The organism is Nocardia sp. XZ_19_385, assembly GCF_015355755.1.
GTDB lineage: Bacteria > Actinomycetota > Actinomycetes > Mycobacteriales > Mycobacteriaceae > Nocardia.
Window position 1 is genome coordinate 187582 of record NZ_JACVEE010000005.1, and the last position, 25112, is coordinate 212693.

The window sequence follows — 25112 nt, forward strand, 5'->3', positions numbered from 1 at the left end:
GAGTGCTCCTAATCGAATGTCCCGTCGCGCAAACTGGACGGCAGCCACATCATGACGTTGACCTCGGGCCCCGACCGCCCGATCCGGACCTTGCCGAGCCGCTGACCCCCGAAAGCGGCGTAGAACCCCAGGTTCCCGTCCTTACACAGCCCCAGCAGCGGGACCCGGGCCCGTTCGACCTCCCCGAGAATGAACAGCGACAACGCTTTTCCCACACCGGACCCCTGGAACCGGGGATCGACTCCCAGGGTGATTCCCAAGAAGTGCGGTAGCCCCGGCGCCAGCTTCGCGAGCGCGGCCTCGGTCGAAAGCACCCGGGGCCCAGCCGAACCCATCGCCCAGGTGAACTCGGGTATGGAGCCGAGGTAGCGCAGCAGCCCCACCCGGTAACCCGGCGGCTGCCACAGCAGCGCCCCGGCCACCTGCCCGCCGACGACCGCGACCTGCGCGCCGCCCAGCGGCAGATACTGGTGCCGGATCATCGCCCGATACAGCCGGGGCTGAGCTCGCTTGCGCCGCTCCGGATTCGGGAACCAGTACTCCCCGAACGGATCGTCGGCGCCGAACGCCTGATCCAACGCCACCGTCATGCCCGGAATGTCCCGCCTGACAGCCGAGCGGACCTGCACCCTCGTCTCGATCTCAGGCACGGGCACTGATCCGCATGCGCAGGGGCTGCTCCGGCGAGCCGATGAACGACATCTGCCGGCGGATCGGCTCGTCGGAGGTGACGTCGAGCCGGAACCGCTGCGCGATGGTCGCCAGCGACAGCACCACCTCCATGGTGGCGAAGCTCTGGGCAACGCAAATCCGTTTGCCCGCACTGAAAGCCAGCGAAGCGTGCCGCCGCTCGGTGGTCATGTTCTCCGGGAGATACCGGCTCGGATCGAACTGCTCCGCCCGGTCCCACACACGCCGGTTGTAGTGCACCCCGTGCACGCTGACCACCACGGTGGTGCCCGCCGGCACGCGATATCCCGCGAGCACGTCATCGGTTTTGGCGACCCGGGTCAACCCGATCACCGGCGGATAGATGCGCATGGCCTCGAGGAAGACCGCCTTGCACCACACCAATTTGTCGACGTCGTCGGCGGTGGGGATGCGCCCGGCCAGCACCGAATCCAGTTCCTCGTAAAGCGTTTCGCGCACTTGCGGATGCTGCGCGAGCAGCGCCCACATCCAGGTCATCGCGGTCGCCGAGGTTTCCATGCCCGCGCCGATGAAGGTCATCAGCTCGTCGCGGATCTCGAGATCGCTGTAGCGGTGCCCCGTTTCCGGATCCCGCGCCGCCATCAGCAGTCCGAGCAGGTTGTCCTTGCGCGAGATCCGGCCGCTGCGATGATCGGCGATGAGCGAATCCACCGCGCGCTCCATGCCGCGTAGCTCGAACATGAGGTGCGGCGCCGAGGTCCAGGTCAGCGCCCGCATGGCCCGGATCGACAGGCGCGAACCGGCCCGCCGCTCCGGCGGCTGGGTGTGCTTGACCACCCAGGTGGACAGCGCGCGCAACGGCCGGCTCAGTCCTGAACTGAACCCCACCCCGTAGAACTGCAGCAGCCGCGTCAGGCTGATCTTCGAGATCGGACCCGACAGGTCGGTGCCGAACATGGTGCGCGCCACGATATCCAGCATCAGGCGGTTCATCTCGGGACCGATGTTCACGGTCTGCCCGGTGTCGGCGAGCTGCTGGATTCGAGCCGCCGCGTCCTGCGCGGCGTCGGTGATCGGCTCCGCGAACTGATCGATGTTGGTGCGCGCGAAGATCGGCCGCACCACCCGCTGGTTGCGCTGGTAGCGCTGCTCATCCATATCGGTGACCAGGCCCTGCCCGAAAGTTACCGCCATCATGTCGTATTCGGCGCTCTTGGCCCAGTTGTCCTGGTTCGTCACCAGGATGTGGCGGGCCAGCTCGGGGCTGCGCACCACCAGGTACTTCAGCAGCGGCAGACGGGTGACCAGCACGTCGTCCTGACCCGGCAGCTCCGCGGCCAGGTAGTGCACCAGCGTGCGATCCCGGTAGCGCGGCACCAGCGCCGCCGCCAGCCGCCAGGACTGCCCCCAGGAAACCCGGGTCTGGTGCCACCGCATCGGCGCGGGCAACCATTTGGGCGGATACAGCTTCGTTCCGCCGTCGGCAGACGCGGTCATCTGCCACCTCCACATTCACGAAAAGCCCTGGCCCCGATCGGGTTCATCGCGATGCTATCGCACAGTAATGGATTCCGCAGCATAATCTGCTCTGCGGTGTGGACGGATGTCCAGTTCGGGATTCGCGCCGGTCAGCGATGACTTTCCCAGAATTTCGTGCCTTCTAGACTTGAATGAGTCATAATACGGAATGTGTCCACCAATTCGGAGTTCGAGCGAATGCTGCGTGCGGCCGGACTGCGTGTCACGGCCCCGCGGCTGGCCGTGCTGAATGTGGTGCACAACCATCCGCACGCCGACACCGATTCGATTCTCGGGCTCGTCCGCGAGTCCGTCGGGACGGTGTCCCACCAGGCGGTCTACGACGTACTGCGCGCATTGACCGCCGCGAACCTGCTGCGGCGCATCCAGCCCATGGGCTCCGTGGCTCGCTATGAGACCCGGGTGGGGGACAACCACCACCACGTCGTCTGCCGTTCCTGCGGCGCCATCGCCGATGTCGACTGCGCGGTCGGCGACGCGCCGTGCCTGACCGCTTCCAACAACAACGGTTTCGTCCTGGATGAGGCCGAGGTCATCTACTGGGGCATCTGCCCCGACTGCGCGGCCGCTGAGTCGCGCACCCTGGCTTAGAACACAGCCCGACCCCATTTGAAAGGAAAGTTGCTGTGGCACAAGAACACCCGCCGATCGCCGAAGCCAACACCGAGCCCGCGGAGAATGGCTGCCCGGTCGGAGCCGGTCGGCTCAAGTTCCCGACCGAGGGCGGCAGCAACCGTGACTGGTGGCCCGATCAGCTCAACCTGAAGATCCTGCAGAAGAACCCGGCCGTGGCGAACCCGCTGGGCGAGGACTTCGACTACGCCGCCGCGTTCCAGACCCTGGACCTGGCCGCGGTCAAGCAGGACATCGTCGAGATCATGACGACCTCGCAGGACTGGTGGCCCGCGGACTTCGGCCACTACGGCCCGTTCTTCATCCGCATGGCCTGGCACGCGGCCGGCACCTACCGTGTCACCGACGGGCGCGGTGGCGCCGGCGCCGGCATGCAGCGCTTCGCGCCGCTGAACAGCTGGCCCGACAACGCCAGCCTGGACAAGGCCCGCCGCCTGCTGTGGCCGGTGAAGAAGAAGTACGGCAAGAAGTTGTCCTGGGCCGACCTCATCGTCTACGCCGGCAATGTCGCGATCGAAGACATGGGCCTGCCGACCTTCGGCTTCGGCGGCGGTCGCGTCGACCAGTGGGAGCCCGAGGAGGACGTGTACTGGGGTCCCGAGCGCGAATGGCTCGGCGATGAGCGCTACACCGGCAAGCGCGACCTCGAAAAGCCGCTCGGCGCGGTGCAGATGGGCCTCATCTACGTGAATCCGGAAGGCCCCAACGCCAACCCGGATCCGCTGCTCGCCGCCACCGACATCCGCGAGACCTTCGCGCGGATGGCGATGAACGACGAGGAGACCGCGGCGCTGATCGTCGGCGGCCACACCTTCGGTAAGACCCACGGCGCCGGCCCGGCCGATCACGTCGGCCCCGAGCCGGAAGCCGCTCCGCTGGAGGAGCAGGGCCTGGGCTGGAAGAGCTCCTTCGGCACCGGTGTCGGCAAGGATGCGATCACCAGTGGGCTCGAGGTCACCTGGACCCCGACCCCGACCCAGTGGGACAACACCTTCCTCGAGGTCCTCTACGGCAACGAGTGGGAGCTCACCAAGAGCCCGGCCGGCGCCCACCAGTGGGTCGCCAAGAACGCCGAGGCGATCATCCCCGACGCGTTCGACGGCCCGAAGAAGCTGCCGACCATGCTGACCACCGACCTGTCGATGCGGGTGGATCCGAGCTACGAGCAGATCACCCGCCGCTGGCTGGACCACCCGGAGGAGCTCTCCGAGGCGTTCGCCAAGGCCTGGTACAAGCTGACCCACCGCGACATGGGCCCCAAGGTTCGCTACCTCGGCCCGCTGGTGCCCGAGGAGACCCTGCTGTGGCAGGACCCGATCCCCGCGCGCGACTACGACCTCATCGACTCCGCCGATGCCGCCGAGCTCAAGCGGCGCATCCTGGACTCGGGTCTGACTGTGGCGCAGCTGGTTTCGACCGCGTGGGCGGCGGCCTCGTCGTTCCGCGGCAGCGACAAGCGCGGCGGCGCCAACGGCGGCCGGCTGCGGTTGCAGCCGCAGCGCGGCTGGGAGGTCAACGAGCCCGATCAGCTGACCCTGGTCATCCCGGCGCTGGAGTCGATCCAGGAGGCGTTCAACGCCGAGCAGGCCGGCAACAAGCGGGTCTCCTTCGCCGACGTGGTGGTGCTGGCCGGTAACGCGGCGGTCGAAAAGGCCGCCAAGGACGCCGGTTACGCCGTCGAGGTGCCGTTCACCGCGGGGCGCACCGACGCCACCCAGGAGCAGACCGATGTGGAATCCTTCGCGGCGATGGAGCCCAGCGCCGACGGTTTCCGCAACTTCCTCGGCAAGGGCAACCGCCTCTCCGCCGAGTACCTGCTGATCGACAAGGCGAACCTGCTGACCCTGTCCGCCCCGGAGCTGACCGTCCTCGTCGGCGGCCTGCGCGTCCTCGGTGCGAACCACAAGCAGTCCGCGCACGGCGTCTTCACTTCCGCCCCCGGCACGTTGAGCAACGACTTCTTCGTCAACCTGCTCGACATGACCACCGAGTGGAAGCCGTCGCCGGCCGATGACGGCACCTACTTCGGTACCGACCGCGTCACCGGCAAGGAGCGCTGGAGCGGCACCCGTGTCGATCTGGTCTTCGGCTCGAACTCCCAGCTGCGCGCGCTCGCGGAGGTCTACGCGGAGGACGATTCGAAGCAGAAGTTCGTCGACGACTTCGTCGCGGCCTGGACCAAGGTGATGGACCTGGACCGCTTCGACGTCTGAGGTAGTTCGAACGCAAAGCACCCCACGAACCGTTTCGGTTCGTGGGGTGCTTTGTCGTACGGGGCACGTGTTACGCGGCGAAGCCCAAGCCCATCGCCACCGCGACAGGGATCAGGTACAGCATGGGAAAGGCCACGGTCTTGTACGAGCGCGCCCGCAGCACGGTGATTACCGCGCCCGCGAAGTACAGGATCAGCCCGATTGCCGCGACGACCCCGATAACGGGGACGAACAGTCCGCCCAGTAGGCCGATCGATCCCGCGGCCTTGGCCAAACCCAGAGGGGTCCACCAGGATTCGGGGACGCCGTATTCGACCAGCGGTTCGACCACGAACGCGGCGCGGCGCAGCAGCGAGACGGCCGAGAAACCGACCCACAGGGCAGCGACAACGGTGACGACAAGGTAGGCGGTGTTCATCGGGTTCTCCTCGTGGATGGGGGTTCGTCAGGGAGACGACGTAGCGAGTTCAGGTGTGACATCCCGGATCGGCGCTGGTTGTGGAGGCCCGAAAATCGTTATGGAATGAATCATTCCGTTCTGATAGGCTGATCGAAGACGGACCGCGGGAGAGTGGTTCGCGGCGAGAGGCGAGACCGATGAGCGAGAACACCGTGACCGAATGGGCCATCCTGGATACCGCGCACGAGGCGCTGCGGACCGTGGTGCGCGGGCTGACCGAGGGTGACCTGGGCAAGCCCACGCCCTGTGTGGAATGGACTGTGGCGCAGGTGATTCAGCACGCGGCGGGGGACCAGGTCGGTTATGCCGCGTTCATCACCGGTGGGCCCGGACCGGAGGAGAACCCCTTCGCGCCCTCGGGCACGCTCGGTGAATCGGCCGACGTGATCGTCGATCGGGCGGTGGCCGCGGCCGCCGCGGCGTGGGCCACGGTTCCGGTTGACGCCGAGGAGGTGGCGGTGCCGATTCCGCCGAACAAGCTGACCGCGGAAATGGGGGCCGGGGCCTGCGCGCTCGACGCGGCGGTGCATGCCTGGGATCTCGCGGTCGCGTCCGGCCAGGCGTCGCCACTCACTGCCGAACTGTCGCGCCAGTTGCTGCCGGTCGCCCAAGCGCTCGTCGAGCCGCTGCGGGGGTTCGCATTCGCGGAAGCCTTGAGTGGCAACAACTCCGATGACGTCGACGCGCTGCTGCGCTACCTCGGCCGGGATCCGGAGTGGCGGGCCTGACCTGAGCGACGGCCAGTCGAACCGGCGGAACCGAATGTTTGCTACATAATTGCCAACATGACGCTTCCGATCAGTAGACGTAGGCTGCTCGGTCACGCCGGGGCGGTTTTAGGGCTTGGACTGCTTGCAAGCTCCGGCCGGGCGATCGCGCAGCCCGGTTTGCTGGCACTCCCGCCCCGGGCCGGGCAGACGGTTGCCATGAGCCTCAACGGATTCGGTAGCACGCTGGTCGTGACGATGCCGCCGCCGCTGCCGAAGGTCAATTTCCTCGGATCGCGGGTCGCCGAAGTGCTCGTCGGCGGAACGGATTTCGTGGAACTGCGGATTCGGGGTTTCACCGCCGAAGCCACACACCCGATGTTCGGCAAGATCACCCTCGGGCAACCCGACGTCGACGTCAGCCCGAACAGCATCCTCGCCCTGTCCCCGAGCGGTCTCGGCCTCATCGAAACCTGGCGGCAGAGCATGAATGTCACTTTCGAGCGGTGTGGCGATTGCCCCGGCCCCTTCCGCTTCAGCACCCTCGAGCCCGCGGAATGGACTGCCGAACTGTCGGAATTCCCGCCCGCACCGCAGCGCGCGAAACCGGACGGCGCACCCACCGGCGGCGCGCTCTACCGAATGACCCGCCCCATCCGCCTCGGCGCCCGCGCGGACGCCCGCAGCGCCGCCCACTCCGTCGCCCAGCCCGGCTCCGACCCCTGCCGTTGCGCCCTCGGAACCCCACTGCCCAGCAGCAATTCGCTGACCGGCACCGAATACGTGCGCATCGAAAACCTCCACTTCAACCAGGGCCAGCTCACCGCCTAGCGCCTGTTTTCAAGATCATCAGGCATTGCTGGAGGGCCAGCTCACCGCATTGGGCCTACTCCAAGATCATCAGGCAGTGGTGGCGGGCCAGCACACCGCATAGCGCGTACCTCCAAGATCATCAGGCATTGGTGGCGGGGCATCTCGGCGGATGCCGCCTACAGTGCCTGATGATCTTGATGGCGGTGCCGGGGTGGGGTGTGTGATACCTGAGAGGTACTTCGGAGACCACTCTCGCGCTGGATGTGGCTGTGGGCCTTTGGCTCTAGCGTTGGTGGGGTGCGCGAACACTGGGGACAATGGGGTGCTCGGTGGCCGGGCGTGTCTGGGTGACGGGGTACGTCGTGATCACCCGGAGGTTCGAGAACAGGGACGTATGAAGCGGATCGGCGAAGTCCTGACCGGCGCTCGGCCACTCGGTGGAGTATCGGTGCTGGCCGCCGTGGTCGTTTTCGCGGTGGCGGTGTTCGCGATCGTGCTGCACACGCTGCAATCGGATACCGAGCTGTCGGATCGGCAGGCGATCGGGCTGGCCCTGGCTCAGGGGCTGGCCTTGGTGCTGGTGCTGCGGGCGCCGCATGCCGGGTGGGCGCTGGCGCTCGGTGTGGCGGCACTGTCGGCGCTCTGGGTCGGCGACGGGTTGTGGGTCGACGCGACGCTCAACAGCTACCTGATCGTGCTCGGCTCGGCCGCGCTGCGGGTCTCGCCGCGGGCCGCCGCCGGGCACTGGCTCGCGACCGTGGCGGTGTGCGCGGTACTGGCATCGGTTCTGCGCCCGGCGGATTGGCTGTCGGCGTCGATCACCGTGGCGCTGCTGGCCGGGGTCGTGCAGCTCGCCGGCTCGTCGCTGGGTGGATTGATCGCCGCTCAGCACAGCCTGCGCGAACAGCGTGCCGCCACGCGCCGGGAACGGGAACGCAGCGCGCTGCTGGCGGAGCGCGCCCGCATCGCCCGGGAGCTGCATGACGTGGTGGCACACCACATGTCGGTCATCGCGATCCAGGCCGAAGCCGCGCGCCACCGCGATCCGGAGACGATGCCGGATACCTTGGCGGCTATCCGCTCCAGTGCGGTCACCGCGATGGGGGAGATGCGCCGCATCCTGGAGGTGCTGCGTTCCGGGGATACCGGCGTCTCGCCGCAACCCGGCCTCGGCGACCTCGGCACCCTGGTGGAAGCGGTGCGCGCCACCGGAACTCGGATCGAGCTCGACCTACCCGCTCCCGCGCCGGAGCTGCCCCGAGGCGTCGGTCTGACCGTGTATCGCCTGGTTCAGGAAGCCCTGAGCAATGCCGTGCGGCATGCCCCGGGAGCTCCGGTTCGAATCCGAATCATGCGTAACGGCACCGATATCGGAGTAACGATCGAGAATCCGCACGACACCGCATCCGTCGAGCCCGGGCATGGATTGACCGGAATGCGTGAGCGTGCAACAGCTCTCGGCGGCACCTTCGACGCCGGGCCGGCCGGCGACGGCACCTTCCGTGTCACCGCCACACTCCCGGTCGAGGTCCTGCGATGACCATCCGGGTCGTGATCGCCGACGACCAGCACCTGGTCCGCGAAGGTCTCGCCGTGCTGCTCGACAGTCAGCCCGACATCACCGTCGTCGGCCACGCCGTCGATGGTCAGCAGGCCATCGACGTGGTCGCGGAGCTGCGGCCCGACATCGTCCTCATGGATGTCCGCATGCCCGGCGTCGACGGCTTGGCTGCGACCCGCCGGATCACCGCGGCGGGCAGCCCGGCCCGCATCATCATGCTCACCACCTTCGACCTCGACGAATATGTCTACGCCGCACTGACTTTCGGAGCGAGCGGCTTCTTGCTCAAAGACGCGTCCACGCAAACCCTGGGCGATGCCGTCCGCGCCGTCGCAGGCGGCGACGCCATGCTCGCGCCCTCGGTGACCCGACGGCTGCTCGAACAGTTCACCCGACCGAGCGGATTCACCTCGCCGACGCGCAGTACCGGCCTGACCGCCCGCGAAACCGAGGTTCTCATCCTCATTGCCCGCGGGTTCTCCAACGCTGAAATAGCCGCGGAGCTGGTGATTTCCGAGCAGACGGTGAAGACCCACGTCGGGCGCGTGCTGGACAAACTGCAGCTGCGGGACCGCACCCAGGCTGCCATCTATGCCTATGAGACCCGTTTGATCGAGCCGCGGTGAGCTCCGCCCGTCCCGGTGAATGTGAAACGAATATGTTCACGCCCCTTGTGTCCTCCTCGTCCGAATGTGATCCTGGCCACCACGTCCTTTCCGGGACGGCCAGAGGATGAGGAGCTTTCGTGAAGTTGACGCACTGCTTACCGATAATGGCGATCGCCGCGGTGATGACGGTCGGCGCGGGCCCGGCACAGGCGGCCGGGCAACCGTATGTCGCACTGGGTGATTCCTACGCTGCCGGTGTCGGAATCCCGGCGATCATCGATCAGGCCTGCGACCGCTCCGATCGCAACTACGCGCATCTGGTCGCCGCCAAGCAGGGCTACCTCCTTACCGACGTCACCTGTGGCGGCGCGACCACTTCCGACGTCGCCGCCATTCAGATGTCGGCGGTCAGCGCGAGCACCGAGGTCGTCACGCTCGGAATCTCCGGCAACGACATCGGTTTCGGCGAGATCGTGCGCAGCTGCGTGATCCTCACCGGCGGCGCCGGCTGCCGCAACAAGTACCCCGATATGCCCGCGCGCATCGCCAAAGCGGGCACCGCCGTCGGGAACCTGCTCGACACCATCCGCGAGCGTGCGCCGAAGGCGAAGATCCTGCTCGTCGGCTATCCGAAGATCGTCCCCGACAACGAGGCGAGCTGCGCCGGTGTGCAGCCGTTCGCGGCCGAGGATCTGGCGTGGGCGCGGGACACGGTGATCGAGGGACTGAACTCGATGCTGCAGGGGCACGCGGGCGATCGCGTCACCTATGTCGACACCCAGGCGGCCACTACCGGGCATGACATGTGCCAGCCCGCCGCGCAGCGCTGGGTCAACGGCGTACAGGTGGAGGCCGGCAGCGACGGTCGCACGATTCATCCGAATCGCCTGGGGCACGAGGCCATGGCGAGTCAGGTGCTGGCGAGCCTGGGTAGCGGGCCCGGCATTCCGACCGGCAGCTTCGGGGGCTGAGCGTCAGCCGCTGATACTCGCGGCGAGCTTTTGCAGGGCGCGCAGGAAGGCCTTGCGGTCGGCGGGTGACAGTTGACCCAGCAGGCCTTCCTCTTGCTCCTGGATCTCGTGCTGGGCCCGGTCGCGGACGGTACGCCCGCGGGGCGTCACTGCGACCAGGTTCACCCGGCGGTCGGACGGATCCGGTCGGCGCTCGATCAGCCCGCGTTGCTGTAGCTCGTCGAGCACGCCGATTATCCGGGTCTTGTCGGCGCCGATCGCCTTCGCGAGCGCCGCCTGGGTGTAGACGGGTTCGGCGCCGAGCCCGAGCAATACCGCGTAGCCCCACATGGACAGTCCGTGGCGTTCGAGGATCGGCATTTCCGCGGCCATGAGCGCACGGCCGAGTGGTGCGATCATCGCGGCCAGGTCTGGTCGGCGGGTTTCCTCCATGTCTAGAAAATACTGCCTCGGCAATAATAATCTGTTGCATATAGTAGGCATGAGCGTACGATCTGAGGGACGGCGACTTCGCGCCGAAACGAAAGGATCGCCATGACATCGGATTCGACGGTGCAGGCCGACCTGCGCACGCTGCACGCCCGGGTCATCGAGACCAGCATCGATGTGGTCGACGAGATCGCTGTCGCGGACCTGTCCAAGCCCACCCCGTGCGCGGACTGGACCCTGCACGGCCTGCTCACCCACATGATCGCCCAGCACTACGGCTTCGCCGCCGCGGTCCAGGGCAACGCCGACTTGGAACGATGGAAGCCGCGTCGCCTCGGGTCCGATCCGGCGGCGAGCTACCGTGCCGCCGCCGAGCACGCCCGCGCGGCGTTCGCCGAGCCGGGCGTGCTGGAGCGGCAATGCCCGCTACCGGAGTTCGGCCCCGACGTCCGGGTTGCCGGGGCCCAGGCGCTGAGCTTCCACTTCGTCGACTACGTGGTCCACTCCTGGGACGTCGCGAAGACTTTGGGATTTGCCGTGCACTTCGACGACGAAGTGCTGGCTGCCGCACGACAGGTCGCCGCGGCGGTTCCCGGTGGCGAGATGCGCTCGGCTCCCGGTGCGGCTTTCGGGCCCGAGGTGCCCTGGCCGGACGCTGTCACCCTCGACTCGATCGTCGCCATGCTCGGTCGATCGCCGTCCTGGCCGGACGTGACCGCCTGATCTTTCAGGCTTGCCGGATCGGCCCGAGCTCGCCGAAGAACCCGACGATGCGGCGAATCCGCCCGTCTTCGGAGAACTCGACCAGATCCAGGCCCTCGGGCAAGGCCGAGCCGTCCGCGAGCACCACATGCCAGGCGAAGCGAGCCACAGTGTGGTGGGTATCGATCGCGCTGGTGCGCTGCACGGTGGCGCCGGGACGCCGGGTGAGCACCGCGGCTATGTGGTCGAGCAGGCTGTCGAGGCCGACCGCGTGCACCGTCGGATCGGTGTAGGTCGCGTCCTCGGCCCACACCTGGCTCAGCAATGCACGTCGCCGCTCCGGATCGGACTCGCTCCACGCCGCGCAATAGGTGTTGATGAGCTTCTCGTAGGACATGTCGGGCCTATCAGGGTGTGGCGGTGCGGGCATTCGGGTCGAAGCCGCCGGGGATCTCGAAAATCGCGCCGGTGAAGGTCGCGCCGAACAGGCGGCCCGCGCCGAAACCGCCGGTGCCGCGCCCGTAGCTGACCACGCTGGTCATCGCGCCGGAGGTGCCGAGCAGGCAGGACTGGCCGGGGCCGTCGATGCGGAGGATCTGGCCGGAGGTGTTGAGCGGCACCACCGGTCGGTCCAGCGAGTCCAAGGTGAGGCCGTCCGGGGCTGCGCCGGGGAGGTCGAGCAGCGACTGCGGGGCGTTCGGGCGGCCGACCGGAATCCGGCTTACGCCCGGATCGACGAATGTCCGCGAGACATAGAGGTATTCGTCGTCGGAACTCAGCACCGCGCCGTTCGCGCTCGGCAGGTTCGCCCAATCCGCCTGCACGACCCCGCCCGGGTACACCCGGCCGATCAGGTTCGCGAAGTCGTTGGTGGCGTAGACGATTCCGTCCGCCGCGACATCCATCCCGTTGGCGGCGCTGAGCCCGGCCGCGTAAGGCGACGTCGCTCCGGTGTCGGGATCGACTCGCACGATCCCGGCATGGCGCAGGCTGTCACCGGCTAGGACCCGGGCATCGGCCCCGTAGCCCACCAGCAGCGCACCATCCGGACTCCACGCCAGCGCGCCGCCACCACCGCTGGGCACCGTCGCGATGGGTACCGCGGGCGCTCCCGGGGCATCGATGCGATACACCCGCCCGCTGAGCAGATCGGTGGTGAAGGCCCGTCCGCGCGCGTCGACGGTCAACCCCTCGAGGGCGGTCCCGGGAAGCGCGGCGACCTGCACGGCGGGCTGACCGCCGCCCGGGCATACCAGGGCGGCGCTCGCGCTGGGCGCGGTGGCCGTGGTGAGTACCGCGAAGGCCGCGGCGGCCAGTGCGGCCCCCACCTTGTCGATGGTGTTCATTGCCCGGTGAGCAGGCCACGCCGCTTCAGCAGCGGCCGGATATCGGGGGCGCGGCCGCGGAAGGATTCGAAAGCCGCCATCGGGTCCACCGCGCCGCCGCGGGAAAGCAGTGCCTGCCGGAAGGTTTCGCCCTTCTCGCGAATCGAGGCAGCTCCGTCTTCGAACCAGTCGACGGTGTCGGCGTCGAGTACCTCGCTCCAGATGTAGGAGTAGTACCCGGCCGAATAGCCGATGCCGGAGAAGATGTGGGCGAAATAGCCTGTGCGATAGCGGGGCGGGATCGCCGCCAGGGCGACACCGGCTTTGCGCAGCGCTTCCGCTTCGAAGGCTTCGGCCCCGGTCTCGACGGGAGCCGAGATGCGGTGCCAGGCCCAGTCCAGCAGAGCCGCGCCGAGATATTCGACGGTGCGGAAGCCCTCGCCGAACTGCTCGGCCGCGGCCATCCGCTCGATCAGTTCGACCGGGATGGGCTCGCCGGTTTCCACGTGCTTGGCGTAGTTGGGCAGGATCTCCGGGCGGGTCATCCAGATCTCGTTGACCTGGGACGGGAACTCCACGAAATCGCGCGGCACCTCGGTGCCGGAGAAGCTCGGGTAATGCACGTTCGAGAACAGGCCGTGCAGGGCGTGGCCGAACTCGTGGAAGAGGGTGCGGACGTTGTCCCAGGTCAGCAGGGCGGGCTGGCCGGGGGAGGGCTTGACGATATTGAGATTGTTGACGACCACGGCCATCGTGCCGAAAAGGCCGGATTGGCTGACCAATTCGTTCATCCAGGCGCCGCCGCGTTTGGATGGCCGCTTGAAGAAGTCGCCGAGGAACAGGCCGAGTTCGCTGCCGTCGGCATCGAAGACCTCGAAGACCCGGACCTCCGGGTGGTAGCCGATGAGGTCTTTCCGTTCGTGCAGGGTGATGCCGTAGACCTGTTCGGCGGCGTAGAACACACCGTCGCGCAGGACGCGTTCCAGTTCGAGATAGGGACGCAGGGCGTCGGCGTCGAAGGAGAACTGCTGCGAGCGCACCTTTTCCGACCAGTACTGCCAATCCCAGGAGTGCAGGTCACCGGCCTCGGGATCGGCCGCGTGCATGGCCGTTGTCAGCTGCGCCTGTTCGCGTTCGGCATTGGCGACCGCCAGCGGGGCCAACCGGCCGAGCATCTCCTCGACCGCCGCGGTGGTCTTCGCGGTCTGGTCCTCCACGGTGTAGGCCGCGTGGTCGGGGTAGCCGAGCAGTTCGGCCCGCTCCGCGCGCAGGCTCGTAATCCGCACGGCCAGCGCGGCATTGGGCTGCTCGCCGAAGCCACGGCCGAGCGAGGCGGACATCATCCGCCGCCGCACGTCCCGGTCTGCCAGCTCGGCCAGAATCGGCTGGTTGGAGACGTTCTGCAGGCTCAGCGCCCACTTGCCCGGGTGGCCCAGGGATTCCGCGTTCTCGGCGGCCGCCGCGATTTCCGCGGGCGCCAGCCCGGCCAGTTCTTCGGCCCGGTCCAGCAGCAGCGTGGCGGCGTTCATGGCGGCCAGGTTGTTCTGCCCGAACTCGGTTCCGGCGGCAGCCAGTTCGGCGTTGAGCTCCCGGAGCCGGGCCTGTCCGGCCGGGTCGAGCCGGGCGCCGGCACGGACGAACTCGGTGTGCCGCTCCTCCAGCAGTCGCAGCTCCTCCGGCTCGAGGCCGAGCTCGTGCCGCTTTGCGTGCAGCGCTTCGACCCGGGCGAACAGGTCCGGGTTCAGCAGGATGGCGTCCCGGTGCGCGGCCAGCTTCGGGGAGATCTCCGCCTCGATCGCGTCGGTCCCCGGCGTGGAGTCCGCCCCCGCGACATTGAAGAAGACATTGGCCACCCGGGTCAGCATCGTGCCCGAACGTTCCAGTGCCGCCAGGGTATTCGCGAACGTGGGGGCGTCCGAACCGGCGGTGAGGGCCTCGATCTCGGCCAGCTGCTCGGACATGCCGCGCTGGAAGGCGGGCAGGTAGTGCTCCTCGCGGATGTCCGCGAACGGCGGCAGCTGGTAGGGGAGCATGCTGGGTTCGAAGAACGGGTTGCTGGTCACCTTTGAACTCTATGCCCGAACCCGGATGCAGCGGGCGGACCCGGCAATCGGATATCCATTGGATAAAGGTGGCCAGCAAATAACTGAAGCCGCTCCGATGGGTGGTTGCATGGGGGCATGACTTCGAGCGGTGATCTGCCCGGCAGGGTCGATGGTTTGCGGCCCGAGCTGACAAACCTGTTGAAACAACTGGTCTCGATCCCGTCCATCGCATTTCCCGGTTATCCGCCCGAGAATGTGAAGCGCGCGCACGACTTCGTTGCCGATGAGTTGCGGAAGTCCGGTGTCGAGGATATGCAGGTGCTGTATCTGCCGGATACCTCCCCGGTGGTCTACGGGCGTATTCCCGCTCCGCCGGGCGCACCGACGGTGCTGCTCTACGGGCACTACGACGTGCAGCCCTCCGGCGACGAATCGCTCTGGCAGACACCGCCGTTCACGCCCACCGAGAAGGACGGCGCGATCTACGGCCGCGGCGCCGCCGACTGTAAGTCCAATGTGATCGCCCACATCGGCGCGCTCCGGGCGCACGGCGGCAAGCCTCCGGTCGGTATCACCGTGGTCATCGAAGGCCAGGAAGAGTACGGGTCGGTCCTCGACGACTATCCGGCTGCGCATCCCGAGCTGTTCCAGGCCGACGCGCTGCTGGTCTGCGACGCGGGCAATATCCGCGCGGGCACGCCGACGCTGACCACGGCGCTGCGCGGGGTCGCCGATGTCTTCGTCGAGGTCCGCACGCTCGCGGCTCCGGTGCACTCCGGCCAATTCGGCGGCGCCGCACCGGATGCGCTGCTCGCGCTGATGGCCGCGCTGACGACCCTGCACGACGCCGACGGAAACGTCGCGGTCAAGGGTCTGCGGCGGGACAAGTGGACGGGCGCCGACTTCACAGATCGGGAATTCGCCGATATCACGGGCATGGAGCCGGGTATGCCGTTGCTCGGCACCGGCCCGATCGGCGAACGCATCTGGTACGGGCCCGCGATTACGGTCATCGGCCTCGACGCGCCCCCGACCGCGACCGCCGCCTCCGCGGTCGTGCCCTACGCGAAGGCCGCGCTGAATGTGCGCGTGCATCCGGACCAGGATCCCGCCGAGGGCAGGCAGGCAGTCATCGACCATCTGGAAAAGGTGAAGCCTTACGGGATCGAATTGAAGGTCACCGGAGGCGAAGTCGGTGCCGGGTTCTCCGCGGCCACCAACGGCCCCGCCTACGCCGCGATGCGCGAAGCCATGCAACGGGCCTGGGGCGCCGAGGTTGTCGACTCGGCCATGGGCGGCTCCATCCCGCTCACCAATGCGCTGGCCGCGGCCAACCCGGGCGCCGAGATCCTGCTGCTCGGTGCCGAGGACGCCAAATGCAATCTGCACGGCTTCAACGAGCGCGTGCTGCTCAGTGAACTGTGCAACGTCGCGCTGGCCGAGGCCGAATTCTTCCAACTCTTCGCCGACAGGATGCGTAAATGACCGAGCCGCTCACCGCTGCGCCCGAGCGCAAGAAGAAGTGGTCTTTCCCGTCGACGTACACGATTCTCGCGGGCGTGATGCTGGGAGTGTGGCTGCTGGCGTTCATCATTCCGCCGGGCGCCTACGACACCGACGGCGAAGGGCGGCCCGTCGCGGGCAGCTATCACCGGCTCGACGAGGCGAAGAGTTTCGGGGCGCGGCTGCGCGACCTGTTCCTCGCGCCGATCAACGGGCTCTACGGCATTCAGGACGGTACGACCGGGCAGGTCGGTCCGGACAATGCGGGCGAGCTCTACGGCGCGGCCGCGGTGTTCCTGTTCGTCCTCGCGGTCGGCGCGTTCATCACCGTCGCCTTCGCCACCGGCGCGCTCGACCGCGGCATCGGCAGCCTCGCCTACCGCCTGCGCAACCGGTCCCTGCTGTTGATCATCGGCATCATGGTGGTCTTCGCGATCGCGGGCACCATCGAAGGATTCGCCGAGGAGACCCTGGGCTTCTACGCACTACTGGTGCCACTGACCTTGGCGCTGGGCTACGACCGGATGACCGCGGTCGGCATGATCATCTGCGGTGCGGGCGTGGGCGTGCTGTGCTCGACGGTGAACCCGTTCGCGACCGGTACCGCGTCCTCGGCGGCCGAGATCGCGCTCGGCGACGGCATCGTGCTGCGGCTGGCCATGCTGGTGGTGCTCACCGCCGCCACCATCGCCTACGTCCTCTGGTACGCCCGCCGCGTCCAGGCGAACCCGGAAAAGTCCTGGTCCGGCTGGTTGCCGGGTGACCGCGACGTGAAAGCCGAAGACCACGAACCGGATCCGATGACCGGCCGCCAGCGCCTCGTGCTCTGGCTGGTCGCACTCACCTTCGCCTTCATGATCTTCGCGATCATCCCCTGGGCCGAGGTGATCAGCGGCCCCGGCGCGAAATCCTTCCGGTGGCAGCTGGATTGGTTCTTCCCCGAACTCACCGCCCTGTTCCTGGTCGGCGCGATCGTGATCGGTCTGGTCGGCGGCCTGGGGGAGACCCGGATGGCCGAATCCATCGGTAAGGGCTTCAGCGACTTCGTCGGCGCCGGCATCGTGATCGTGCTGGCGCGCGGCGTCACCGTCATCATGAACAACACCCAGGTCACCAGCACCGTCCTGCATGCCCTGGAGGGCGTGGTCACCGGCACCTCCTCGGCCGTCTTCGCCGTCGCCGTCTACCTGGTGAACATCCCGCTGGCGCTGCTGATCCCGTCCACCTCCGGGCACGCCACCCTCGCCATGCCGATCATGGCCCCGCTCGCCGACTTCGCGAATGTCCCTCGCTCCCTGGTGGTTACGGCCTGGCAGTCCGCCTCCGGCTGGGCGAACCTCGTCACCCCCACCACCGCGGTGGTCACCGGCGGCCTGGCCCTGGCAAAGGTCCGCTACGACCGCTACGTGAAATTCGTCGCGCCTCTGCTGGGCATCCTGTTCGTGCTGACGTGCGCGTTCCTCGCGGTCGGCGCCTTGATCGGTTAGCCCGAACCGATCGGTATGAGATCGTAAATGGCGCAAGGGAATTCACAATTTCCAAGTCCCTGCGGCCGTCCGTTATGGCGGGATACGCTGGGCCGCATGGATACCTCGGTTCCAGTTCCGCATCCGCCCGTAGCTGTGTTCCGTGGCGTCCGGGACGGGGGCCGGGTACCGGACCTGAACGCCCGGGTTCGTGCCGAGGCGGAGCGCACCGCCACGGCGCTGGCCGCAATACCCACCCACTCCGGTCCCGTCGAACGGACAGCGGCGGTGCGGCAGGCGGCCGCCGCGGCGGGCGAGCTGGTCAGCGCGCTGTCGGCGGATGCTGAAGCTGTCCTGGGCGAGGACTTGCCCGCGGATTCGGCGAGTCAGTCGTTCTTCCGGGTCCGAGAGGTGGAACTCTCCGATCAACAGGCAGCCCTGCACGGTGCGCTGGTCGTCCAGCGCGGACTGTCGGACCTGTGCCGGGCCCCGCTCGCGGGCGCCGACCTGGCGGTGGAACTGTCGGGTATGCGACAGGCGGTGCTCGACCTCACGGGCGCTGACGAAACCGGCGGATCCACTCTCGAAAACCTCGACGTTCCAGCGACTTCCGAGGAGATATCGGTGGAGCGGGAGTGGACCGCGCGGTGGCTCGTCGGACATCAGGTGCATGTGCTGTTCAACATTTGCGCGGCGGTCGCGGTGACCGATGCCGCCCATTATCTGCGCCGGGGCGCGGCCGAGGCCGCATTGTCGCGGCTCGACCATGCGACCACGTATGTCCGGGGTTTCCCCGCCGCGATGATCCATGCCAGCACGATCCCGGTGGAGTACTACATGGCCGCCGTTCGGCCGACCATGCAGCCGCCCAAGACCGCGATTCCACTCAGTGGGCGACATCATCGGGGCTACAAGACTTTTCGGGCCGCCATGAAGGAACTGCTCGGGGTGGTGCCGGAGGACTACGAGAAGTTGGTGATCCGGGATCCGGAACTCGCCGCCGCCCGCGACGCGCTGCTCGAAGCCGACCTGATCGACGCCGAACGTCATGTCACGCTGGCCTATTCGATGGTGCGGCTGCGGCGTTCCATCGCGCAGTTGCCGACGGGGCCGGACAACGCAGTCGGTGAGCTGCGACTGATCCGGCATCGGCGGGCGGCCCAGTACGCGCCGCTGCTGCAATACGGCGACCACTACATCGCCGATGCCGTGTCGACGTTGCGACGCCGGTAATCGTTTTGCCCCTTGGGATTCGGGAGGACCCGTATGAACAAGCTCGCCGATGCAGACCTGAGCCTGGACCCGGCCGATACCACTGAAATCGACTATGTCGCGCGCACTTTGTGTTCCGATCCGCATGCCCGAGTGGACGATCCGGAGTGGATCGAACGCGCCCGCGACGGCTGGGAGGCGCTGCCACTACCCCTGCGCCGCAGCGTACGCCGGTTTCGGAGGCACTCCGGGCAGCGTGGAGCACTGGTTATCCACGGTTTGCCCGTGGCAGCGCAGGAGCTTCCCGCCACGCCTTCGGTCCCCGACTCGGTGCAGCGGGTGGCGACCGTTCCGGCGGCGGTACTCACCATGGTGGCCTGCGGAATCGGCGACCCCGCCGCCTATCTGGCCGAGAAGTCCGGCGCACTGGTCCAGGATGTCGTTCCGATCCGCGGCAAGGAGACCTTCTCCGGCAACGCGGGCTCGGTGCTGCTGACCTTCCACAACGAGAACGCATTTCACCTGCACGAACCCGACTACGTAGTACTGCTGTGCCTGCGGGCCGACCACGACCGGGTCGCTGGACTGCGCACCGCCTGCCTTCGTGAAGTGCTGCCGCTGCTGAGCGCGGCGAGCCGGAAAGCACTGTCCGAACCTGAATTCGTCACCGCGCCACCGCCTTCCTTCCCTGCGGACAATGGCGCACGCGACCCGAAGCCACTGCTGTCGGGGGAGCCGGACGACCCGGACATCCGAATGGCCACTATCGCGACCACACCGCTGACGCCCCGCGCCCGCGCTGCCCTGGCCGAATTCGGGGCGGCCTGCGACACCGCGGCACACACGACCAGGCTCGCCCCTGGCGACCTCGTCATCGTGGACAATCGGGTAACAGTGCACGGCCGCACCGCTTTTCGCCCGCGCTATGACGGCGCCGACCGCTGGGTGCAACGCACCTTCGCCATTGCCGATCTGCGCCGCTCGCGCGATCACCGCCCGGACGACGGGTACGTCATCACCCGCTGACCACCGTCGCGCCGGGATGGACATGCACCGGCACATCGTCCTCCCACGGCTGGCGGGTGACCATGTCCGCGACCCGGACCTCGCCGCGCTCGAACTCGCCGGTGGCGGCGTCTATCAGTCGATACTGTTGCGTCCCACGGTGAATGGGCTGGGCGTCCAGCAGGACGACGCGTACCTCCCCCGGCTCGAAGTGGCAGCGGCGCTGGATCGCGGCGATGAGTTGTTCGTTGTGCATGTGGCCGTCGCCGAAGTTCCAGCCGACGGCGGTGCTGCAGATGCGTTCGCCGTCGGTGATGATGTAGTCGCTTTCGCGGCCGTCGGCCATGGCGCGGTGCACGAGGGTGAACAGGGCACGGCCGTGGGTGTTCATGGCGCGGAAGGCGTAGCCCATGAACAGGGGGATCTCCATGCGGTCCTTGCCGTAGACGCGTTCGAGCTGGGCCTGCGGCATGCTGGCGATCGCGACCAGACCCTGCTCGATCTTCGCGGCGGCGGCGGGCTTGACGCACCACATGGTGGTATCCCAGTTGCCGGCGTAGTAGCGCATGCCGGGGAGGAACGAGATCTGGCGCGGGAACATGTTTCCCGCGATCACGATGCCCGCGATCACCACGAAAAGCAGCGCCACCGGCAGCGGATACTGCAGGTCGCCCAGGCCCAGATCGGCATGTGCGACAAACAAACTCAGCACACCGAAGATCATGAAGACGTTCCACTCCAGCGGCACGCCCATCGGGATGGCGGTCAGGATCACCAGGTGGAACAGCACCAGCACGGCGGCCGCGATCGTCGTCGGCCAGCCACCGGGGCTGAATAACAGCACCAGCGGCGCGAGCATTTCGACCGCGGTGCCACTGTGCGCGACCACGCGGGCCCAGCGACCCGGCCGCAGATCATCGGGGAACTTCTCGAAGAACTTGCGTTTCAACGGCTTCCAGCGCACCACCGGGCTGTTCGACATCATCGTCGACACCACGAACGGGAAGTGCTTGTTCAGCTTCGAGGTCGCCGCCCCCATCCAGATCACCACGAAAACCAGCTTCGCGGCGACGATCACGTCCGCGCCGAACAGGAACGCGACCGTCATCGTGGCGTACACCTCGCCGCGCGCCGCGAGGAAGATCACCTTGTCCCGCAATCCGAGCACCGCGAGCAGCGCGAGGATCACCACGACGGGACCCATCGGCAGCAGCCCGACGGTCGTATCCAACTCCGGTACCGCACCGGTGCCGTCGAGGAACAGCGTCACCGTGGTCGCTATCAAGAGCGCCGCGTACAGCGCCACGTCGACCAGCGTGCGCGCGTCGCCCTTGGTCAGCGGCACCCGCCCGGGCCACGGTGGCAGCCGAATCGTGCCGGGCCGCAACCAATACAGGATCGATCCCATCGGCGGAAAGAATCGGTTGTTCAACGGCCCGAACCCGCACCCGAGCCCGATCACCTCGAACAACAGCGTGTACAGCACGATCTTCTGGAAGACGATCGGCTCCGACCACCAGTCCCCGACATCGGTGAACCCGTCGATCCCCTTGGTGGAGAGCGCGATCAGCCAGGCGCCGAGCACATAGAGCAGGATCTTGACGACATAGAACAGGTGTAGCGCCACCGGCGTCCCGAACCCGACCTCGGCCCAGTGCCGCGCCATCGGCCGAATCCGTTGCCCGCGCGTACCTTTGCGCCACTCCACCATGTCGACCACCGGCAGGTCCGGCCGCAGAAACCCCATCGAGCACGCTCCGATCCGAAATCCCGGGCACACCGGTCCCGAGTTTTCGACACCGTGGCAGCGGCGTCGAACGCTGTCAACGACGAGTCCTGCACGGTGGGACCGGATCTTGCGTCGGCGATAGCGGCTGCGGTGCCGCTGGCTTAGGCTGCGGTCGTGCTGATCAAAGGGCAGAACGGGGCGCTGGCGACGGCCCGGGTGGTGGTCTCGTTCCACTCGGCCGCTGCCGCCGACCTCTCGGCGCTGTTGGTGACAGCGGCGGGCAAGGTTCGATCCGACGCGGACTTCGTGTTCTTCAACCAGCCGACTGCACCCGGTGTCGAACTGCGCACGGGAACCCCTGCCGTGCTCGTGGTTTCGCTTGACGAGGTTCCCGCCGAGATCGCCCAGCTCCGTGCGGTGCTCACGCTGGCGGACGCGGATGCCACCTTCGGGCAGTTCGGAGCGCCGGTTGTCGCGGTCGGTGATGACGCGGGAAATGTGTTGTATGAGTACCGGATCGAAGGCCTCGGTACCGAGTCGGTCGTGATCGCCCTCGAGCTCTACCGCCGCGATGCCGACTGGAAGGTGCGGGCCGTCGGCCAAGGATATGCGGGCGGATTCGCCGACCTCGTCACCGATCACGGCGTCAGCGTCGACGACGAAGCGCCACCACCGGTATTCGAGATCCGCACGGTCCCAGACGAATCCAGACTGTCCCTGAAGAAGCGTGAGCGTCTCGACATGCGCAAGCGCGTAGTCGCCGAAGTGCTGCACACGCGCGACGTCCTGGGTGTGCGGGCACGCGTGATCCTGGTGATCGACAAGACCAGCAGCATCTCCAAGCAGTACCGGAACAAGGTGCTGCACCGGGTCGTCGACCGAATGATCCCGATCGCAACGCAACTCGATGACGACGGCAGCCTGGAGGCCTACCTCTATGCCCGCGACTACGCGAAACTTCCCGACATCTCGGTGGCCGACAGCGATCGCTGGGCCGACACCTATCTGCACCTGACCGGCAAACACGAGGGCATCGACTACGACCGCCTCGGCATGCGCAACGACGAACTGCCGATCATGGGCTCGGTGATGAATACCTTCTACCCGGGCGACGGACCGGCTCTGGTGCTGTTCTTCACCGATGGCGGCTTCGCGCAGAAACGTGAGATCGCGGAGCTGATGCGGAAAGCCTCGCGACTCCCGGCGTTCTGGCAGTTCGTCGGCTTGGGCAAAGCCAACTACGGCGTGCTGCGCAATCTCGACGAGATGGACGGCCGCGCCGTCGACAACGCGGGTTTCTTCACCGCCGAAGATATCGACCGGATGGACGACGCCGAGCTGTATCAGCGGCTGCTCGGTGAGTTCGCCGACTGGTTGCACGCTGCCCGCGCGGCAGGCATCGTCGCCAGCTGACATCCGGTTGCCCCGTCCTGGCGCATACGCCACGATGCATCGATGCGATCAATCAAACTCGCCGTCACCGCCCTCGCCCTCGCCGCCGCCACGCTGACAGTCCCCGCCGCCGCGCAGGCCGCGGAACCCGAAGAGAACATCACCCTGGACATCAGCCTGCTGGGCTGCTCGCTCAGCGCGGGACTCGGTGGTGAGTTGCTGACGGCCTTCGGGACCGGGTCCACCAGCGGATCCAGCGGAAAGATTTCTTCCGGCTTGGCGACCCGGTTGCGCTTGGCCGGTTGCCTGCCCTGGGTCTGATCCGTCGCCGTTACGGTGCGGTTTCACGGGATGCCGAGCAGGTGGGGACTCGTGAAACCGGGGCCGGGGGCCGTTCGGGGCGGTCTGTTCGTAACCCCGGGACTTGTAAGTTAGGTTAACCGAACTTATCATTCAGGCGTATGAAGGTTTGGTTCCACCGTTTGCGGCGTGTCAGCTTGCGTGCGCTCGTCTTGACCATCGCCGCGTGCGCGACGCTCACCGCCTGCGGCAGCAGCACCGCACGCGACGGGAAACCGATGGTGCTGACCACGTTCACCGTGCTGGCCGACATCGCCCGCAACGTCGCCGGGGAGCACCTCACGGTGGAGTCGATCACCAAAGTGGGCGCGGAAATCCACGGGTACGAGCCGACTCCGGGTGACATCCGCACGGCGTCCAAAGCCGACCTGATCCTCGACAACGGGCTGAATCTCGAGGCCTGGTTCGCCCAGTTCGTGGGCGATGTGAAGGTCGAGCACGTGGTGGTCAGCGACGGCATCACCCCGATCGCGATCGGGGAGGACGCCTACCGGGGCAAGCCCAATCCGCATGCCTGGATGTCGCCGCTGAACGTGCAGATCTACGTCGACAACATGGTGCGCGCGTTCGAGAAGCTCGATCCCGCGCACGCCGCGGACTTCCGGGCCAACGGCGATGCCTACAAGGCCCAGCTCCAGCAGGTACAGACGGATCTGACCAGCACGCTGTCGAAGCTGCCGCCCAACGAGCGCGCGCTGGTCACCTGCGAGGGCGCTTTCTCCTACCTGGCGCGCGACGCGGGCCTGACCGAGAAGTACATCTGGGCCGTGAACGCCGAGCAGCAGGCGACACCGCAGCAGATCGCCGCCGCCATCGAATTCGTCCGCGGCAACAAGGTGCCCGCGGTGTTCTGCGAATCCACCGTCTCCGACGCTCCGATGCAGCGGGTCGTCGAGGCCACCGGAACCCGTTTCGGCGGAACGCTGTACGTGGATTCGCTGTCCGAGGCGGATGGCCCGGTGCCCACCTATCTGGACCTGCTCCGCCACGATGCCGACACCATCAGCGCCGCACTGACGGGAAGACAGCCATGACCCTTGCGATCGAAGTCGACGCCGTCACCGTGCATTACGGCGAGGTGCTCGCGCTGGAAGATGTTTCGATCACGGTGCGGCACGGCCGGATCTGCGGTCTGGTCGGCATGAACGGTTCCGGCAAGTCCACGCTGTTCAAAACCATTATGGGAATGGCGGATCCGGATCGCGGCACGGTCCGGATCGACGGCGGCTCGCATACCGCGGCCCGGCGGGCGGGCAAGCTCGGCTATGTCCCGCAGAGCGAGGACGTCGACTGGAGTTTCCCGCTGTCGGTGCACGATGTGGTCATGACCGGGCGCTACGGGCACATGGGTTTCACCCGCCGGCCCCGCCGCGCCGACCGCGAAGCCGTCGCCCACGCGTTGGAACGCGTCGAACTGACGGACTTGGCGCACCGGCAGATCGGGCAGCTCTCGGGCGGTCAGCGCAAACGCGCGTTCGTCGCCCGCGGTCTGGCCCAGGGCGCCACGATCCTGCTGCTCGACGAACCCTTCGCCGGCGTCGACAAGCGTTCCGAGGCCACCATCACGGGCGTGCTGCGCGAACTCGCCGCCGCCGGCGCGGCCGTCCTGATCTCCACCCATGATCTGCATTCCTTGCCGAATCTCGCCGACGACGCGATCCTGCTGATGCGCAGCGTGCTCGCGCACGGCGATCCGCGCGAGGTGCTGCAGCCGGAAAACCTGGCGAGCGCCTTCGGGATCGATGTCCTGGACCGCGGCGCCGACGACCTCCCGAAGGCCGGATAACC

The 25112-nt window shown here is 67.4% G+C and carries 24 protein-coding genes; 16 read left to right on the plus strand and 8 right to left on the minus strand.

Translation table 11 applies throughout. The annotated features are described in order from the left end of the window. Positions 1 to 8: 8 nt before the first annotated feature. Positions 9 to 590 (minus strand): GNAT family N-acetyltransferase, encoded by a 582-nt coding sequence (locus tag IBX22_RS32895; RefSeq protein WP_194819701.1) that lies wholly within the window; start codon positions 588 to 590, stop codon positions 9 to 11. A 52-nt stretch (positions 591 to 642) separates the two neighbouring features. Further along, on the minus strand, positions 643 to 2148 hold the full coding sequence (locus IBX22_RS32900; protein WP_194819702.1) for a cytochrome P450: 1506 nt from the start codon (positions 2146 to 2148) through the stop codon (positions 643 to 645). A gap of 219 nt (positions 2149 to 2367) precedes the next feature. On the opposite strand from IBX22_RS32900, the gene IBX22_RS32905 reads away from it, so the two are divergent. After that, positions 2368 to 2781, plus strand: a complete 414-nt coding sequence (locus tag IBX22_RS32905; RefSeq protein ID WP_228540028.1) for a Fur family transcriptional regulator — start codon at positions 2368 to 2370, stop codon at positions 2779 to 2781. Between the two features lie 35 nt (positions 2782 to 2816). Next, positions 2817 to 5036, plus strand: coding sequence for a catalase/peroxidase HPI (katG, locus tag IBX22_RS32910; RefSeq protein ID WP_194819704.1), 2220 nt, complete (start codon positions 2817 to 2819; stop codon positions 5034 to 5036). A 70-nt stretch (positions 5037 to 5106) separates the two neighbouring features. Here katG and IBX22_RS32915 read toward each other — a convergent pair whose 3' ends face one another. Beyond that, positions 5107 to 5454 carry a DoxX family protein gene (locus tag IBX22_RS32915; protein ID WP_194819705.1) on the minus strand — a complete coding sequence of 116 codons (348 nt, stop codon included), beginning with the start codon at positions 5452 to 5454 and terminating at the stop codon, positions 5107 to 5109. Between the two features lie 179 nt (positions 5455 to 5633). Between IBX22_RS32915 and IBX22_RS32920 the strand changes: the two genes are divergently transcribed. The 5 genes from IBX22_RS32920 (at position 5634) to IBX22_RS32940 (ending at position 10156) form a co-directional block, all read left to right on the plus strand. Then, positions 5634 to 6224 carry a TIGR03086 family metal-binding protein gene (locus IBX22_RS32920; RefSeq protein ID WP_194819706.1) on the plus strand — a complete coding sequence of 197 codons (591 nt, stop codon included), beginning with the start codon at positions 5634 to 5636 and terminating at the stop codon, positions 6222 to 6224. 198 nt (positions 6225 to 6422) lie between these two features. Continuing rightward, positions 6423 to 7034 (plus strand): hypothetical protein, encoded by a 612-nt coding sequence (locus tag IBX22_RS32925; protein ID WP_194819707.1) that lies wholly within the window; start codon positions 6423 to 6425, stop codon positions 7032 to 7034. 376 nt (positions 7035 to 7410) lie between these two features. Next, complete coding sequence (locus IBX22_RS32930) at positions 7411 to 8556, plus strand: sensor histidine kinase (RefSeq protein ID WP_194819708.1); 1146 nt, start codon at positions 7411 to 7413, stop codon at positions 8554 to 8556. Then, complete coding sequence (locus IBX22_RS32935) at positions 8553 to 9203, plus strand: response regulator transcription factor (RefSeq protein ID WP_194819709.1); 651 nt, start codon at positions 8553 to 8555, stop codon at positions 9201 to 9203. The genes IBX22_RS32930 and IBX22_RS32935 overlap by 4 nt, the downstream gene beginning before the upstream one ends. A 119-nt stretch (positions 9204 to 9322) precedes the next feature. Beyond that, on the plus strand, positions 9323 to 10156 hold the full coding sequence (locus IBX22_RS32940) for an SGNH/GDSL hydrolase family protein (RefSeq protein WP_194819710.1): 834 nt from the start codon (positions 9323 to 9325) through the stop codon (positions 10154 to 10156). Positions 10157 to 10159: 3 nt separating this feature from the next. Here the strand turns inward: IBX22_RS32940 and IBX22_RS32945 are convergent, their stop codons facing one another. After that, complete coding sequence (locus IBX22_RS32945) at positions 10160 to 10588, minus strand: MarR family winged helix-turn-helix transcriptional regulator (protein WP_194819711.1); 429 nt, start codon at positions 10586 to 10588, stop codon at positions 10160 to 10162. Positions 10589 to 10690: 102 nt separating this feature from the next. Here IBX22_RS32945 and IBX22_RS32950 point away from each other — a divergent pair, with 102 nt between their 5' ends. Further along, complete coding sequence (locus IBX22_RS32950) at positions 10691 to 11308, plus strand: TIGR03086 family metal-binding protein (RefSeq protein ID WP_194819712.1); 618 nt, start codon at positions 10691 to 10693, stop codon at positions 11306 to 11308. A 4-nt stretch (positions 11309 to 11312) separates the two neighbouring features. On the opposite strand, the gene IBX22_RS32955 is transcribed toward IBX22_RS32950, so the two are convergent. The 3 genes from IBX22_RS32955 to IBX22_RS32965 are packed head-to-tail and all read right to left on the minus strand — an operon-like array spanning position 11313 to position 14675. After that, the gene (locus IBX22_RS32955; RefSeq protein WP_194819713.1) at positions 11313 to 11684 is read right to left on the minus strand and encodes a nuclear transport factor 2 family protein; all 372 of its coding nucleotides are present in this window, start codon (positions 11682 to 11684) and stop codon (positions 11313 to 11315) included. A gap of 10 nt (positions 11685 to 11694) precedes the next feature. Further along, the gene (locus IBX22_RS32960) at positions 11695 to 12633 is read right to left on the minus strand and encodes an SMP-30/gluconolactonase/LRE family protein (protein ID WP_194819714.1); all 939 of its coding nucleotides are present in this window, start codon (positions 12631 to 12633) and stop codon (positions 11695 to 11697) included. Next, the gene (locus IBX22_RS32965; protein WP_309234887.1) at positions 12630 to 14675 is read right to left on the minus strand and encodes a M3 family metallopeptidase; all 2046 of its coding nucleotides are present in this window, start codon (positions 14673 to 14675) and stop codon (positions 12630 to 12632) included. The genes IBX22_RS32960 and IBX22_RS32965 overlap by 4 nt, the downstream gene beginning before the upstream one ends. Positions 14676 to 14792: 117 nt before the next feature. Here IBX22_RS32965 and IBX22_RS32970 point away from each other — a divergent pair, with 117 nt between their 5' ends. The 4 genes from IBX22_RS32970 to IBX22_RS32985 all read left to right on the plus strand — a co-directional run bounded on the left by IBX22_RS32970 (position 14793) and on the right by IBX22_RS32985 (position 19864). Then, a complete protein-coding gene (locus IBX22_RS32970; protein ID WP_194819715.1) occupies positions 14793 to 16142 on the plus strand; it encodes a M20/M25/M40 family metallo-hydrolase in 1350 nt (449 codons plus the stop codon). Then, complete coding sequence (locus IBX22_RS32975) at positions 16139 to 17647, plus strand: YfcC family protein (protein ID WP_194819716.1); 1509 nt, start codon at positions 16139 to 16141, stop codon at positions 17645 to 17647. The genes IBX22_RS32970 and IBX22_RS32975 overlap by 4 nt, the downstream gene beginning before the upstream one ends. A 96-nt stretch (positions 17648 to 17743) precedes the next feature. Continuing rightward, positions 17744 to 18859, plus strand: coding sequence for a hypothetical protein (locus tag IBX22_RS32980; RefSeq protein ID WP_194819717.1), 1116 nt, complete (start codon positions 17744 to 17746; stop codon positions 18857 to 18859). A gap of 33 nt (positions 18860 to 18892) precedes the next feature. Beyond that, complete coding sequence (locus IBX22_RS32985) at positions 18893 to 19864, plus strand: TauD/TfdA family dioxygenase (RefSeq protein ID WP_194819718.1); 972 nt, start codon at positions 18893 to 18895, stop codon at positions 19862 to 19864. On the opposite strand, the gene IBX22_RS32990 is transcribed toward IBX22_RS32985, so the two are convergent. Further along, positions 19854 to 21590 (minus strand): DUF3556 domain-containing protein, encoded by a 1737-nt coding sequence (locus tag IBX22_RS32990; protein WP_194819719.1) that lies wholly within the window; start codon positions 21588 to 21590, stop codon positions 19854 to 19856. The genes IBX22_RS32985 and IBX22_RS32990 overlap by 11 nt on opposite strands. A 156-nt stretch (positions 21591 to 21746) precedes the next feature. On the opposite strand from IBX22_RS32990, the gene IBX22_RS32995 reads away from it, so the two are divergent. The 4 genes from IBX22_RS32995 (at position 21747) to IBX22_RS33010 (ending at position 25110) form a co-directional block, all read left to right on the plus strand. Then, the gene (locus tag IBX22_RS32995) at positions 21747 to 22985 is read left to right on the plus strand and encodes a VWA domain-containing protein (protein WP_309234888.1); all 1239 of its coding nucleotides are present in this window, start codon (positions 21747 to 21749) and stop codon (positions 22983 to 22985) included. A 42-nt stretch (positions 22986 to 23027) separates the two neighbouring features. Next, entirely contained in the window at positions 23028 to 23285 is a 258-nt protein-coding gene (locus IBX22_RS33000; RefSeq protein WP_194819720.1) for a hypothetical protein, read from the plus strand. A gap of 140 nt (positions 23286 to 23425) precedes the next feature. Further along, the gene (locus tag IBX22_RS33005; RefSeq protein ID WP_194819721.1) at positions 23426 to 24358 is read left to right on the plus strand and encodes a metal ABC transporter substrate-binding protein; all 933 of its coding nucleotides are present in this window, start codon (positions 23426 to 23428) and stop codon (positions 24356 to 24358) included. Continuing rightward, positions 24355 to 25110 (plus strand): metal ABC transporter ATP-binding protein, encoded by a 756-nt coding sequence (locus IBX22_RS33010; RefSeq protein ID WP_194819722.1) that lies wholly within the window; start codon positions 24355 to 24357, stop codon positions 25108 to 25110. The genes IBX22_RS33005 and IBX22_RS33010 overlap by 4 nt, the downstream gene beginning before the upstream one ends. Positions 25111 to 25112: the final 2 nt, after the last annotated feature.